Raw genomic sequence first — 14784 nt, forward strand, 5'->3', positions numbered from 1 at the left:
CAATTACATACTGGATTTTACCTTGCTGATGTCAGCGATTCTCTTTTCTGCTAACATAATAGCGGAAGCTTGTGGGTAAGAGTTTTCTGCTTTTGCCTTTTTTAATATTTCCAGCGTTACAGCGTAGATATGTTCTGTTTGCGTGAGCGCTCTCTGACGATTATAGCCAATTAACTCAGAGTACACATTGATAAGTCCACCGGCATTGATAAGGAAGTCGGGAGCATAAATAATTCCCTTGTCCATCAACATCGGACCATGAACCGTTTCTTCAGCCAACTGATTGTTGGCAGCTCCGGCGATGATTTGACAATGCAGTCGGTTAATATTTTCTGTGTTTAATGTGGCACCCAATGCACATGGAGCGTAAATATCCATGTCCATGTCATATACCTGCTCCGGCTTGATCACCGTCGCACCGTATTCTGTGGATACCTTTTTTAATTGTTCATCGTTGATGTCAGTGATATAGACGACAGCATTCTCTTTTTTGAGATTTTTTACCAGGTTTTCACCCACATGTCCTACGCCCTGAACCACTACTTTTTTACCACTCAGGTTATCATTCCCCCAGGCAAATTGTGCAGCAGCTTTCATTCCCATGTATACACCATAAGCGGTAACAGGAGAAGGATCTCCGCCACCACCCATCGACTCCGGCAAACCGGTTACGTGCTTTGTTTCCATTGCGACGTATTCCATATCCTTGGTACTGGTACCTACATCTTCAGCAGTGATATATTTTCCGTTCAGATTTTTAATGAACCTTCCGAATTTTCTAAAAAGTACTTCTGATTTATCTTTTTTACTGTCACCAATAATGACGGCTTTTCCGCCTCCCAGATTTAAACCGGAGATGGCTGCTTTATAAGTCATTCCTCGGGATAAACGGAGCACATCATTCAACGCTTCTGATTCTGATTTGTACATCCACATCCGGGTGCCGCCTAATGCAGGACCCAATACTGTATTGTGAATGGCAATGATGGCTTTCAGACCTGTTTCAGGATCATGACAAAATACAACCTGCTCATGATGACTGGCAGCGATGTTTTCGAAAATATTGGTGTTAATGGCAGCTACTTCTGGCTTTTTATCTTTCACTTCGATCATGAAACTTGGGCTTTCTGTTGTGTCGGCAAAGTTAGGCTTTTTATGTCTTCAAGAGCAAAATAAATGCAGCAGGAGCAAAGGGCGCTCAGCTATTGAATTTCTATCTTTACCCATTGATCATCAAAACAGTTGACTGTAATCTCTTTGATATTGAAAATCAGAACTTAACCTCTTGAAAGAGCTTCTCCCACTCAATAAATTCTTCTATAAGTATCGATTGCATTTCTTAAGTGGGATAGTGTTTGTCACGATTTCTAATCTTTTCGGCATTTTTCCGGCACAATTGACACGAAATGCCCTGGATCTGGTGGCGGCTAATATCGATAGCTATCGCCTTTTTCAAGGATTTGATCATCAACAGGAAATTTATAATTTATTGATATATAATGTTTTGATTTTTGGAGTATTGGTCTTATCGATGGCATTAATGAAGGGCGTTTTTATGTTTTTAATGCGGCAAACCATTATTGTGATGTCGCGCCATATTGAATATGACCTGAAAAACGAGGTCTATGCGCAGTATCAGCGTCTCGGAATGAATTTTTACAATCGGAACAGCACGGGTGATTTGATGAACCGGATCAGTGAAGATGTCGGTCGGGTGCGGATGTATGTAGGACCGGCAATAATGTATTCGATAAATATGCTGGTCATGTTTATCCTGGTGATTTGGGCCATGTATTCTGTCAATCCCCGACTGGCGACATTTGTTTTATTGCCCTTGCCTGTGATGACCTATCTGGTTTATTTTGTTCATAATCGCATCAATAAACGCAGCGAGGAAGTACAGGAACAACTTTCTACTTTATCCACTTTTGTTCAGGAAACTTTTTCGGGAATACGTTTGATAAAGGCTTATGTTAGAGAAGCGGACTATCTTAATTTTTATAAAAAGCAAACAGAAGCTTATTCCACGCGATCGATGGAATTGGTGAAAGTGAATGCCTTATTTATGCCGACACTTTTAATGCTGGTAGGATTGAGTACGATCCTGACGATCTATCTCGGAAGTATTGAAGTCATCAATGGCCGGTTGAGTCTGGGAAATATTGCGGAGTTTGTTATCTATGTAAACATGCTGACCTGGCCGGTAGCTTCATTGGGATGGGTGATTACGATAGTGCAACGTGCAGCCGCATCTCAAAAGAGGATCTCTGAATTTTTAAAAGAAGTACCGGATATTGTTTCAGGAGCTGAGCCGTGTGATACTTTAAAAGGCGACTATGAATTTGTAAATGTTTCATTGGGCTATGAAGCGAACCGACCATTGGTTTTGAAAGAGGTGAGTTTTAAAATTCCTGCCGGTTCTTCGTTAGGGATTATTGGAAGAACAGGTTCCGGTAAGTCATCCCTTGTTCACTTATTGTTGCGGTTAGCCGATCCGGTAGAGGGTACTATTTTGTTAGATGGAAAAAATTTGAAAACCTATCAGACCGATAGTTACCGCCAACATATTGGACTGGTTCCTCAGGATGTTTTTTTATTTTCAGATACTATTTCGGCGAATATCGGTTTTGGAATTCCAGGAAAAGAGGTCACCGATGCATTAATAGAACAGGCTGCCCGCAATGCGGAAGTCTATACCAACATTATGGAGTTTCCCGATAAATTCAATACCCGAATCGGTGAAAGAGGGATTACTTTATCGGGAGGGCAAAAGCAAAGGGTGTCTATTGCCAGGGCTATCATCAGAAATCCGGATGTCTTGATTTTTGACGATTGTTTATCCGCTGTTGATACAATTACAGAGGAGAAAATTCTGAAGAATTTATCGGAAGTTATGAAGAATAAAACCACTGTTTTTGTTAGTCATCGCGTGGCCACCGTTAAATTTTGCAATAAGATTATTGTACTGGACGAAGGGCGGCTTGTGGAAGAAGGTACACATGAGGAATTATTACAGCGGGATGGAATGTACCGGCAAATGTTTGAAAAACAGCTGATGGAAAACCCGGAACCTGATCTTTCATAGGGTCTGCATTTGATTACGTCCACTATTAACCCGCTTTCGGAATAAATAAGATCAATTTTTTTGGATTTGGCTTTTTAGTTCAAATATTTTTCTTAATCTTGCTTCGCTTATCAAACATTACACTATGACCGAATTTGACAACCCGCACAGTCGTGAAGCACACTTCTCCAAACGTGTCAGGGCAGGTAAAAGGACTTATTACTTCGATGTAAAAGCTACCAGAGGGAATGACTATTATCTGACAATTACAGAGAGTAAAAGAATACCCGGTGAAAACGAAGATCGTCCGATTTACGAGAAACATAAACTGTTTCTGTACAAAGAAGACTTTGATAAATTTAGCGAGGGATTTCATGAGGCGCTTGATTTTATGCGTCAAAAAAGAGATGGTGAAGAAACGACCTATGCCTCCGTTAATCAGGAGATGACTCCTGAGAACACGGGTTATTCTAATTTGGACTTTGATGACCTGGGAAAATAATAAGACGGTTAAAACTCAAAAAGCCTTCCTGTAAAGGGAGGCTTTTTTATTGGAGTGAGGTAGATGATTATTTACAAAGTCGTTCTAATTCTGTATTGATCAATACCAGCAAGGATACCAAATGATTTTCGAGGATAGGAAAATTGGCAGAGGCCTCTTCAAAGGATGCTTCTTCTCTTAACTTTTCGGTAAACGTACTGAAGTCAGCCGCGAACCCGCTCTCCATCATAAGTTTTACAGGAGACTTTAATTTATGTGCGGCATGAAATGATTTTTCTCTGTTGCCTTCCGCGATGCCTGACCGTATGGTTTCAATCATCTCGGGCAATTGCTGACTGAGCATTTTCAAAAACTGAAGCACATCTCCGGCATTATGATTAAAGATAGCATGTAATTTTTCGATACCGATGACATCATCCGACGAAAACTCATCGACGATAATCCGCTTTTTTACATTGATATTTTTATTCAGAATATCCAGCAGATCCTGTGGACTATAAGGCTTAGTCAGATAATCATCAATGCCGGCAGCTTCTGCTTTTTCCCGGTCTTCGTCAGAGGCATTTGCAGTAAGAGCAATCACCGTCAACCGGTTTTTACCTGCACCCAATGCACGAATGGAATGACAGAGTTCATAGCCTGTCATACCCGGCATCTCTACATCCGTTAACACCACATCATACTCCTTGTTATTGATTTTCTCTAAGGCAATGTTACCATTCCCTGCCAGGTCAACTTGTGTTACACCGAGGTTGTTCAAAATGCGTTTACCCAGAAATTGGTTGACTTTATTATCATCCACCAACAATACCTTTAAGGCATGGTCCAGCATTCGCTTTTCCTGATCGTGTCGTTCATCGCCTTGGGAAATTATCATTAGTGGTGGTCTGTTAAATGGATAAATTATCGGATAAGAGTTACTGTACCTAACATTTTCTTTTTCACTTTGATTCCATCTTCATCCAGTCCTTCGTAATTTACACGGAAGACGTAGACCCCAATGGGTGAATCCTGTCCGTCGTAGGTGCCATCCCATCCTTCGGATGGATTTTCTGAATAAAAAATAATCTGTCCTCTGCGATTGATGACTCTGAAATTATAGAGCAAAACATTGTTCACATAGGGGCGAAATATATCATTGAGTCCATCATCATCCGGCGTAAATGCATTGGGGACAAAAACAGTAGGCTCGCATATTTCCTGCACTTCTAAAGTGGCAGTTCTTCTGCATCCATTCGCTCTGCCGACACTAACTGAATAAATCCCCGGAACTAATACCGTGATTTCTCTTGAAGTTTCTAAGGTAGGTTGCCAGAGATAAGAAATACCCACCCCACCATCTAAGGTCAGTGAATCATTGTAGAAGAAACAGTAGGAGGAATCTTCACCCAATGTCAGCAATGGATTTTCAAGGAAAGCGGGAATCACCACAGAATCTTCCGTTGAACATCCTAAATTATCAACCAGTACACTGTAGGTGCCGGTATCCGTTACGGCAATGATAGAAGAGGTATCACCTGTTGACCAGGTATAGAGTAAACCATCCGGCGCTGTGGCATCAAGAAAAATAGTATCACCTTCGCAGAGCAGCGTGTCGGGTCCGAGATTTACTACGGGTGGATTTACAATTAAAATACGCACACTATCAGTTTTAAAATCGGTATTCAGATAATAAGTTACTGGAGCATTAGGTGTAATGATCGTATCCACACTGAGTGCACCCGTATCGTTCGGAAAATCGGAACTGCTCCACCAGAAGGGTACATTGGAATTTGCGGTAAGGACAGTTGTTTGCCCCGGACAAATGACAGTATCGCCTTCAATTTGTACGGTAACATTCACCGGAGTCACCGCTATATCATCGATATAATAATACGCATGATCATTCATTGCTGTACATCCGGCGGTCGTCGTTCCATAGTCGGTTTTAAATAATTGCGGATCATTATCATTTCTAAAAATTCCGATGGTGATATAATTTTCACCGCCAAAGGCCTGATAGACTCCGGTTACTTTGGTCCAGCCTGCTGTATCTGTAACTTGCGCAAGCGCTTCCAACTGTGGAATGAAATTGATAACACCGGTTCCGGGCTGAATGGGAATATTGTTGGAGAGTAGAGCGCCAATGCGATTGCAGGCAAAGCGGGAACTATCTGCTCGTTGAAGATAAAATTCGATTCGATAAATATCGCCGTTGTTTAAAGGAATCACAAATGGAGCAGGGATGTATTCCCGCTGATTATTGATCAGGTCGAACTGTAAACCCATGTAATGATTCTGTCCGGTTCTTTCATCACAAAATCCACCGGCATTGGTTGGAATGTTAACATTGTCGCAAGGCAATAGCGGAAGACTTACCTGATTTCTTCCGTATAAATCAGGCGTGCCGTTGATGCCGTCCCAGGGTTGCGCCAGATTCCATTGTCCTGCGGCTGAGGGGCTCGCCAAAGTAGTTTCGAATCCCGGATTAGGAACAAGATTCTGCGCGTTGCTCTGATGAACGATCAGCAACAGGAACAATACATAAAATCGCAGCATTATTTTTATTCTCATTTTAATATTGAAATATCCACCAGTTCAATTCTTCGTTCAAGAGCAGCTTCCTTACTATAAACTGATTTCGATAAATCATTCAGATTATCGCTAATACCTGTTGGAGATTGCTCTTCTCCCGCGGGAATGAATACTATTTCGAGTTTATTAGATTGCAATAAGGTATTCATCAGACCATCCTTCCACGATTTCCAGTAATTCATCAGGCTCTCGATTCGTCTGGAGGACAAAATTAGGTTATATCGCCGTTCAGCCAAAGGACTTGCACTCCCCTGTATCGTTATTTTTACACCTTCAGGCTGTGAATTCAGGGTCTCGTAAAGTTGTTCTGTGAAGGCTTCCAATCTATTGTAATTCGCGGCCACTGAATCACTGAAGAAGCCTGTAATCAAACCTTTAAGGGAGTCGTTTTTCTGTTTTGCAGTATACTCTGAAGTCCTCAGCAGGTAATTTTCTGCCAGAACATCGTAGCGTTTGTCTGTCGTCTTCAACATACTGCGCGGATCGGGATGGTCATTGTCAAAGTAAAGCCGAAGCGGGAAATTCAATTTGATCTTGTCGATTTTCTGCTGAATATTGAGTTGGGCAAATTCTTTAGCATTAACCGGAGCATGACCACTGATCTCCTTCTGATCTGAAATTACAGTAAGAACAGTATCTGTTTTGGTCGTCACTGGTTGCAAACGGAAGATATCATAACAACAGGATGATCCATTGAGTCGGATAGCAGGAGGACGGTTGGAAACTAAATACTGCTCAACTTTCTCGCCATAACTTCTTGAATAATATAAATCATTGTATCCACTGTTAAATGGAGGTGGTAAACATCTTGATTTTGAAATCTTGCGGTTACTGAAAGATATGGAATACAAGTCCAGCGCACCGAGACCTTCCTCTTTCTCGGTACTGAAATAAAGACTATCGAATTCTACATCATAAAAAGGGGACCATTCATCATTGGGAGAATTTATTTCTTTTCCGACATTACCGGGACTTTCATATTGTCCGTTGGCTTTTCTCTTGCTCCACCAAATATCCATCCCCCTTCACCGCCACTTTTATTACTGGAGAATAAAAGGAGATAGCCTTCTGATTTGTCAGTGGTGATACAAGGCTGTGTAGAAGTTTTTCCGGGAGGATTTATTTGGCCATTCAGTTTGATGGCATCTTGCCACATTCCATTTAGAAATTGAGATTCGTAGAGGGAGCACATCAATTTCCCATTCTCATCATAGAGGCATCGCGTAAAGACCATTATTTTTCCATCCGGACTGACAGAAGCATTAGCATTATTGAAAGCAGCCTGATTGATACTTTCATTTAAAGTTTTTGATTTAGGGAGCAATGCCTGATTAGTCGGAACGGAGGAGATTCGGGAAGTGGCGACTTTTTGATTGTTCTCGAAGAGGAAGAAGCGAAGCGATGAATAGAAGAGTAGGGAATCGCCCAGAGGAGCAGGAGCGAAATCAGAGTACGCCGTATTGATATCTCCGGCCAGAGGGAAGAGTTCAAATGCAGCACTATCATGGTACAACTGTTCTGCTTTTTTATAATCTGATTTACCTTGTTGCCATTTCTTTTCATTGGAAGGGTCATTCGTTGTTAAAGCATCGAAGCATTTATCGGCAGCAGCAAAATCTCCGAGACGTTTATAAAGATCTGCAGAAGCGAGGAGGGCTGTCTTCGTTTCCTCCGGATCCTTGCTTTTGCCCAGACATCGTTGATACCATGTCAAGGCCTCCTTGTAATTATGCAGCATTTTCTCGGCAGAAGCGATATGTAAATACACTTCTGCATCTTCACTATATTCCAGTGCAAGACGATAATTACTCAATGCGCAAAAAGGATCGTTGCGGTTTAAGCATTCGTCGCCTGCTTTTAAATAAGCGGTCTTTGATTGTGCATGGGCATTGCTTCCATACAGAATAAAGGCAAGGAAAGCGAGCGTATATAGTGTTCCCTTGACCATCAATAAACCGGACAGATTATACTACGTTGAACAATGGCTTTTATTTTCCGTGACATATAAACAATACTGATTTCCGGACCACCACGGCTGCGGCTTACCGTCTTTAGGGGAGATGTGTTGATGTCATACGAGAATCCAAGTCGGAATTTACCCATATACAATGCGACCGAGGGAATGAGCGCATCCTTCCACCGATGATGAATTCCAAAACCGATAGCATAGGGTTGTTGCTTCTCCTGCTGAAGATTTACTTTTAACTCCGCACCAAAATTGAATTCACGAAATTCTTCCTGCAACATATAAATAGCACCCGGCAAAAGGAGCATAGACTCATTTAATTTCAATTGTCCTCCGGTATTGATTTGCCATAAAACAGGACGGCGTACCGCTTCCGTAAAGAAACCCTGATCCGGTCGGTTAATATGTGTGGCAGAGAATCCGGCTTGCCAGAGCGAATTTTCCTGTTGCATATCCCAACCCAGACCGAATCCCATATCGGCCCAGGAGCTGCTATTGCTGTTGAAGGTTTCGCCGTTTGGAGAAAGCGGATTAAAGACATCGCCATCAAACTGCTCATCAAAGGTGAGTTTATTAAAATCGATCGTTCGCTGACTAAAGCCTCCCATGAATCCTCCTCTGAAAAAATGAACAGAATCAGTATTCAACGGAATACGGTAAGCGATGAAGAGGCGAACATCCAGTGATCGAAGTTGTCCGTCGCCGGCTTCATCGTGATGAACTAAAAGACCAACACCAAATCCTTTAAACTTCTCATTTATCGCTGCAACTTTACCATCAGCAGCCATTGAAAATGTTTTATAGGGGACAGTGATGGAGGCCCACTGTCGTTTATGATGTCCCGTAATTCGGAGATCCGCCGGAAACATTCCTGCATCAGCGGGGTTTACCTGTAATGCCGATTGCGCAAATTGCGAATAATGAATATCCTGTCCCTGCAGCACCGTATGGAGCAACAGGAGTAAAACAACAGGTATATAGTGCAATGGTCTCACGTTATCGGATTACCGTAATATTTCCTTTTTTTCTGAATTCTGCTTTGTTGAAGCAAGTGGACTCCACATAGTATACATAAACATCAGGAGGTACTAATTTCCCTTTGTAAAATCCGTTCCATCCATTCCGCTGATCTCTTGTTTCGAAAACTTTTTCTCCCCAGCGATCATAGATGGCGAGATAGAGTGTTTCAATAGTATTCCCTCTCACCATGAATTCATCGTTCTTCTGATCTCCGTTAGGGGAGAAGGCACTCGGAATATAAATTTCAGGTTCATCGCAGAGTATATTCTTCACTTCAATAAATAATGTATCCGTTACTGAACATCCATTCGGGTCCGTAGCGATTACGATGTACGTCGTATTTTCAGGAGGTGTTGCAATGGGATCTGAAGAGCTGCTGTTGTTGAGTGAAGAAGAAGGTGTCCAGCTATACGTGAATCCCGGAGAAGAAGGGTTCGCATGAAGCCCGGTGCTTTGTCCGCTGTAGAGTAAATTAGTATCAGCCGTTGCCGCAATGATCGGAAAGGAATCCACATAATTTACGGTGATACTGTCCGTATAAGTGCATCCTAATCCATCAGAAATGAGTACTGCATAAGTTCCCTGACATAATCCTGTAGCACTTGCACTGGTTTGGTTTTGCGGATCATTCCATTGATAGGAATAGTTGCCATTCCCTCCTGCAGGAAGTGCTGTTGCTGTTCCGCCACAAATCTGATTGCAATAATCGGGAGTGGAGTTCATGGAGAGTGAGAGTGGCAAAGGCTCCGTGATTTGAATGGTGTCAATGGAAGTACAGCCTCTGGCATCTGTCACACGAACAATATATTGACCGGCGCAGAGACTATCAGCAGTTGATGTAGTTTGATTGAGCGGGTCGTTCCACTGAAAAGTATAGGGCGAAAGTCCGTGAAGCGCTTGCACCTGTGCCAGGCCGTTACATTCCGTATGACATCGCGCAGCAAGATTTTGTTGTGTTTGAATATCCAACAGCGGAGGAATGTTCAACTGCTTTATCACCGTATCCTTACAACCTCTTGCAGAAGTGGCAATGAGAATGGCTAGATAATTTCCGGCAGCCGCATACTGATGTACCGGATCTTCGAGTGAAGAAGTGGTATTGTCACCAAATCTCCAGTTCCTGATTGTGGTAACACCGCTGATGGAATTGGAGGTGTCATTGAAGGATACTAAATTGCTGCAGGTATCGAGACTAAATGAATAATCTGCTACATAAGGTGGCAGGACAGTCACCGTACCTGTTGTCGTATCCGTACAACCCGGATCTACATTCGAGTAAGCGATCAATGTGACGTTATATACTCCGGTATCGGGATAGGTGAACACGGGTGAGAAGATGTTGGACGTATCGTTGGTTTGTCCGGTTACGCCGAAGTCCCAATGGTAGGAACCGGCATTGAAACTGAAATTTTGAAAGGTCACGGTATTGCTTCCACAACTGATCAACGGATTTTGCAAGGCAGCAACAACGAGTGAAGGACAGGGGACCACGTTGAGTTGAAAATCTCTTCGGGTATAACCTACCAGAATTCCCCCACGAAATTCTTTAGCACGAATGCCAATTACAAATTGTCCGATGGTAGTAGGAAAACAAGTCAGTTCTCCTGTAACCGGATCTATATTTAAGGGCGGTGTACCTCCTAACATATCCGCCTGAGAGTAAGGGGGCTGAAAGGTGACATTCTGGTACGGTGGTGCCAGAGGCGGTTGTGGCATCGGATCAGGAATGGTACCTCCGTTGAGTGGAGTAATTAATTCATAGACGATGGAGTCGCCTTCAAAGTCAGAGGCCGAATGATCAAAGACAAAAGGAATTCCGGCACAGATGAAAGGAGGAGGCCAGAGATTGAAGACAGGATTGCTGTTCTGGGAGAAGGTATTGGTACCGGCAATCCATGCCTCATAGGTAGCTCCAATAGCATCCGGTGTAACTAAATTCAGTATAGTTATATTACGACAACAACGTTGATAAGAGAGAATGTAACCATTGGCAGAAGGAGGGAGAATTACCGTATCTGAGTACACGGTACGCTCATAGCAAATATTGGTAGGGGGAATAAAGCAGGGTGAATTGATGGTGGGAGGAACAGTATCCAGATCAATGAAATTAAATTGCTTCTCTCTGATGAAATTATAGGTGAGTGCATTGAAGATGCCGACTGAAGCGGGATTATCAAAAGGAGGTACGCCATTGAAACAATCACGGTAAACGGTCAGATTGATTTGGTATACATTGTTGCCCAAATAGCGATAATTGAGTTCTCCTCCAACAATATGGGTTGCTGTAGATACTTGTGACAGGAGCATGTTGATGGAAAAAAACAGCAATATCAGTTTATGGAAGAAGGGCGAAAACATTACTCAATAATACGCATTTCAGGCGGGAATAATGTAGAGAAAAGTAAAAAAACTATCAACGAAACGATGTTGGTTATTATTACCTGATTTTCACCTTTAATAGTTCCGTTTCTTCCAGGCTTGCCACAATAAGATCTCCCTTGCTGACAGGACCTACACCCGAAGGAGTTCCCGTAAAGATCAGATCGCCGATTTTCAGCGTGAAATAGGAGGAAACGAAGGCGATGATTTTATCGACCGGAAAAATCATGTCAGCCGTATGACCTGTTTGTTTGATTTCTCCATTCAAGGTCATGCTGAAATGTAAATCCTGCACCGGTTTGCCGATTTCATCCAGCGGAATAAATCGTCCGAGTGGAGCTGAACTGTCAAATCCCTTGGCTAACTCCCAGGGTAATCCTTTTGATTTCAGTTTCTGCTGCAAATCCCTCGCGGTAAAATCGATGCCCAGACTAACAGCATCGTAGTAACGATGTGCGAATTTTTCTTCAATATTTTTCCCCACTTTCGAAATGCGAATGACGAGTTCTGTTTCATAGTGTACATCCTGTGAAAAAGAAGGGTAGAAGAAGGGCTGACGGTTGGGAATGAGCGCAGTTTCCGGCTTGAGGAAGATCACAGGTTCTTCTTCCACAGCATTGTTGAGTTCTTTCGCATGCGCGGCGTAATTGCGTCCTACACAGATGATTTTCATGAGGGTTTAGCTGAAGTCTTCCTTCTGTAATGCGTTAAAATATTTAGTTTTATTCAGGTAATACGCTTTGGCAATGCTCTTATGATAGATGCCTTTCGAAGCATGCTTCACGACATGTTTTTGTTGACGCATGCGTTTCGGAAATGAGGTGATGACCATGTAATAAAAAGAGAAATGTGCTTTTAACACGGCAAAGGTATCTTTATAATCGCCTTCAAAAAGAAATTTTATTCCGGCTGCTCCATCGAGAAAGAGACGAATCGGTATCAGCCAAATAAGTTGATGTCCGGGTAGATTTTTAAAGAGCATCATCAGGTTATTACGGAAATTATAATAGGTCTTGCGGGGATTACTTTTTGGCAAAGTGCCACCCCCAACGTGATAAACGACGCTTTGAGGGATGACATAAATGTCCATTCCGGTATGCTGAATTCTCCAGCATAAATCAATTTCTTCCATATGCGCAAAGAAGGCATCATCAAAACCACCCTGTTGATGATAAACCGTGGAGCGAATGAACAGACAAGCACCGGTTGCCCAAAACACAGGTTGCGCATCGTCATATTGTCCATGATCTTCTTCCAGCGTATTGTAAATTCTTCCTCTGCAAAAGGGGTAACCGAGGAAGTCTATATAACCTCCTGCTGCGCCCGCGTGCTCAAACATGTTACGATCGGAATAGGAGCGGATTTTTGGCTGACAGGCCGCTGTATTTGGATGTGTATCCATAAACGAAAGCAAGGGCTGCAACCATCCTTCCGTAACTTCCACATCCGAATTAAGAAGTACAAAAAATTCATCGTTCAGATTTTTTAATGCGACATTATACCCACCCGTGAAGCCATAATTTTTATCGTTTCTGATAATTTTAACTTCGGGAAAATTTTTTTCGAGAAATGAAATGGAATCGTCGGTGGATGCGTTGTCCGCCACTACAACTCTGGCCAATTCGCTACTGAACCGGATAACATCCGGCAGGAATTTTTCCAGGAAATGCTTTCCGTTCCAGTTCAGAATGACAATGGCAACTCTTTTCATCAGTGGCTTTTAATAAAGAAGGCCGGTTTTTTTCCGGCCTTGCAAAACTATGATCTTTATTCGGAGTCCCTAGCGGGGATTCTGATATAATTGTTCAAATTGATTGCCATACATATTTCTGGCCTTGGTTTTATCCACATCATTCAGGGTTTCTGTACGACGTTTTAAGATGACCATCCATTGCGACTCAAATACTTCGCCGCGGGCATCGCTATGCAATAAGCTGAAATCATTGCCCCCAATCTCCGGACAATAAAAAACAAATTTCCGGTTGCTCTGATTGCTCAGGGTATAATATTGCCAGATTTCATACGGATAAGTGCTGGGTTCATTGTAGGCTTTTGAAATTTGATTCGGGGCTCCATATTTTAAATAGACGCGTCCGCGTTCCGTCATATAGCCTTTCTTTTTCCCTACTGTATAGGTTTGATTGACCTTACGAACTTCTTCTTTATAATTCAGCCAGGCCAATTCAGGATTCTGCATGTTGCGCTTCTGCCAGAAGTCATAAAAATACTGTTGCATTAATTTGCTATCTGCCATCTCCAACTGATTGATCGCAAATGTATTTTCATTCGGACTGCTGATAGGAAAGAGACAACGGATAAATTCAGCCAGTGAGTCTCTGTTGTTGATTTGAGCGGCAAACGTATTGGAAACATCTAATTTCATATAATTCATATCACCGGCATCAGCCGTAATCGCGATGGGCTTACTGCGCTGGAAAAAACATTCTTTCGAAGCCAGCAGGTTATTGTCTTTATCGCGGATACTCACTAACAAATTATAATTTCCTGAAGGAAGATCAGTGATGTCAAATTCACTGAGCAGGATACCTACTTCCTTTGGTTTTTGCCGCGTGAAATTGGAGTTGGCTTCAACAATACGATGGCTTTCAAAATTGATGATCTGATAAGTAAGTAAAAAATCAGCAGTCCCCAATACAGATTGGGTATGATAATACTCGCAATAAAATTTAAGATGATTACTTTCTTGTCCGTAAAAATTATCGACTAATGGAATGAGCTCGTAGCCATTCTTTACCAGAGGACTTACGGCTTCCGATGGCTTGTACGCTGAAAGCAATTCGATGTCAGAAATCGAAATAACATTCGAATAGAAATTAATGATCACTTCTTGTCGAACGACATTTGGTTTATTACCCGGATTGTTTTTATCACGAATGCTCAATTCCATTTGGTAGGTTCCGTTGGGTAGAGAAATCCGGTGCAGGTCTGTGAAATCACTCACTGCAGCCAAAGTATCTGCCGTTTCCGGCCCGAGTAGATTGAATTTATCGAAATACCGAATACTGTCGCCCTGTTTAAAAAGAAGAGAGGCCTCAATGGAAGCCTGATATAGCCCTGACCCAAGTAGTTGATAATTAGCGCTATGCCCTTCAATAGATAGATACGTCTCAATATATGGCCCTTTCTCGGGAGCATAGAAAGAGGTATAAGAAAATCGGGCATGGAGGTTCTTGGCTTCCAGGTATTGTATGCCGCCAATAACGGTCAACAACAGGATGAGGATGAACTTTTTCATGGGTTAGGTTTTAGTAGAACGAA

General features: G+C 42.3%; 12 protein-coding genes. 2 read left to right on the forward strand and 10 right to left on the reverse strand.

Annotated features, from left to right (window positions below; genetic code table 11):
- Nucleotides 1-3: 3 nt before the first annotated feature.
- A complete protein-coding gene (locus tag IPJ86_07735; protein ID MBK7887182.1) occupies nt 4-1113 on the reverse strand; it encodes a Glu/Leu/Phe/Val dehydrogenase in 1110 nt (369 codons plus the stop codon).
- A gap of 172 nt (nt 1114-1285) precedes the next feature.
- Between IPJ86_07735 and IPJ86_07740 the strand changes: the two genes are divergently transcribed.
- Both IPJ86_07740 and IPJ86_07745 read left to right on the forward strand, forming a co-directional pair.
- Entirely contained in the window at nt 1286-3085 is a 1800-nt protein-coding gene (locus tag IPJ86_07740; GenBank protein ID MBK7887183.1) for an ABC transporter ATP-binding protein, read from the forward strand.
- A gap of 124 nt (nt 3086-3209) precedes the next feature.
- Nucleotides 3210-3566 (forward strand): DUF3276 family protein, encoded by a 357-nt coding sequence (locus tag IPJ86_07745; protein ID MBK7887184.1) that lies wholly within the window; start codon nt 3210-3212, stop codon nt 3564-3566.
- 67 nt (nt 3567-3633) lie between these two features.
- Here the strand turns inward: IPJ86_07745 and IPJ86_07750 are convergent, their stop codons facing one another.
- The 9 genes from IPJ86_07750 to IPJ86_07790 form a co-directional block, all read right to left on the reverse strand.
- Nucleotides 3634-4443, reverse strand: a complete 810-nt coding sequence (locus IPJ86_07750) for a response regulator (GenBank protein MBK7887185.1) — start codon at nt 4441-4443, stop codon at nt 3634-3636.
- Nucleotides 4444-4469: 26 nt separating this feature from the next.
- Nucleotides 4470-6119: a gliding motility-associated C-terminal domain-containing protein gene (locus tag IPJ86_07755; GenBank protein MBK7887186.1), complete on the reverse strand. Its 1650-nt coding sequence runs from the start codon at nt 6117-6119 to the stop codon at nt 4470-4472.
- A complete protein-coding gene (locus IPJ86_07760) occupies nt 6116-7159 on the reverse strand; it encodes a hypothetical protein (protein MBK7887187.1) in 1044 nt (347 codons plus the stop codon). The genes IPJ86_07755 and IPJ86_07760 overlap by 4 nt, the downstream gene beginning before the upstream one ends.
- Nucleotides 7087-8088 (reverse strand): tetratricopeptide repeat protein, encoded by a 1002-nt coding sequence (locus IPJ86_07765; protein MBK7887188.1) that lies wholly within the window; start codon nt 8086-8088, stop codon nt 7087-7089. Before IPJ86_07765 ends, IPJ86_07760 begins: the two co-directional genes overlap by 73 nt.
- Nucleotides 8088-9101, reverse strand: a complete 1014-nt coding sequence (locus IPJ86_07770; GenBank protein ID MBK7887189.1) for a PorP/SprF family type IX secretion system membrane protein — start codon at nt 9099-9101, stop codon at nt 8088-8090. The genes IPJ86_07765 and IPJ86_07770 overlap by 1 nt, the downstream gene beginning before the upstream one ends.
- A 1-nt stretch (nt 9102) precedes the next feature.
- Nucleotides 9103-11433 carry a gliding motility-associated C-terminal domain-containing protein gene (locus IPJ86_07775; protein MBK7887190.1) on the reverse strand — a complete coding sequence of 777 codons (2331 nt, stop codon included), beginning with the start codon at nt 11431-11433 and terminating at the stop codon, nt 9103-9105.
- Nucleotides 11434-11563: 130 nt separating this feature from the next.
- Entirely contained in the window at nt 11564-12178 is a 615-nt protein-coding gene (locus IPJ86_07780) for a fumarylacetoacetate hydrolase family protein (protein MBK7887191.1), read from the reverse strand.
- A 6-nt stretch (nt 12179-12184) separates the two neighbouring features.
- Entirely contained in the window at nt 12185-13216 is a 1032-nt protein-coding gene (locus IPJ86_07785) for a glycosyltransferase family 2 protein (protein MBK7887192.1), read from the reverse strand.
- Between the two features lie 69 nt (nt 13217-13285).
- On the reverse strand, nt 13286-14761 hold the full coding sequence (locus IPJ86_07790; GenBank protein ID MBK7887193.1) for a GWxTD domain-containing protein: 1476 nt from the start codon (nt 14759-14761) through the stop codon (nt 13286-13288).
- Between the last annotated feature and the right edge of the window lie 23 nt (nt 14762-14784).

The organism is Bacteroidota bacterium (assembly GCA_016713925.1).
Classification (GTDB): Bacteria; Bacteroidota; Bacteroidia; order AKYH767-A; family OLB10; genus JAJTFW01.

Excerpts from the sequence above, each read along its gene's own strand:
- IPJ86_07745 (MBK7887184.1), top strand. The coding sequence starts at position 3,210 with ATGACCGAATTTGACAACCCGCACAGTCGTGAAGCACACTTCTCCAAA.
- IPJ86_07785 (MBK7887192.1), bottom strand. The coding sequence starts at position 13,216 with ATGAAAAGAGTTGCCATTGTCATTCTGAACTGGAACGGAAAGCATTTC.
- IPJ86_07760 (MBK7887187.1), bottom strand. The coding sequence starts at position 7,159 with ATGGATATTTGGTGGAGCAAGAGAAAAGCCAACGGACAATATGAAAGT.
- IPJ86_07735 (MBK7887182.1), bottom strand. The coding sequence starts at position 1,113 with ATGATCGAAGTGAAAGATAAAAAGCCAGAAGTAGCTGCCATTAACACC.
- IPJ86_07775 (MBK7887190.1), bottom strand. The coding sequence starts at position 11,433 with ATGCTCCTGTCACAAGTATCTACAGCAACCCATATTGTTGGAGGAGAA.
- IPJ86_07790 (MBK7887193.1), bottom strand. The coding sequence starts at position 14,761 with ATGAAAAAGTTCATCCTCATCCTGTTGTTGACCGTTATTGGCGGCATA.
- IPJ86_07755 (MBK7887186.1), bottom strand. The coding sequence starts at position 6,119 with ATGAGAATAAAAATAATGCTGCGATTTTATGTATTGTTCCTGTTGCTG.
- IPJ86_07780 (MBK7887191.1), bottom strand. The coding sequence starts at position 12,178 with ATGAAAATCATCTGTGTAGGACGCAATTACGCCGCGCATGCGAAAGAA.
- IPJ86_07765 (MBK7887188.1), bottom strand. The coding sequence starts at position 8,088 with ATGGTCAAGGGAACACTATATACGCTCGCTTTCCTTGCCTTTATTCTG.
- IPJ86_07750 (MBK7887185.1), bottom strand. The coding sequence starts at position 4,443 with ATGATAATTTCCCAAGGCGATGAACGACACGATCAGGAAAAGCGAATG.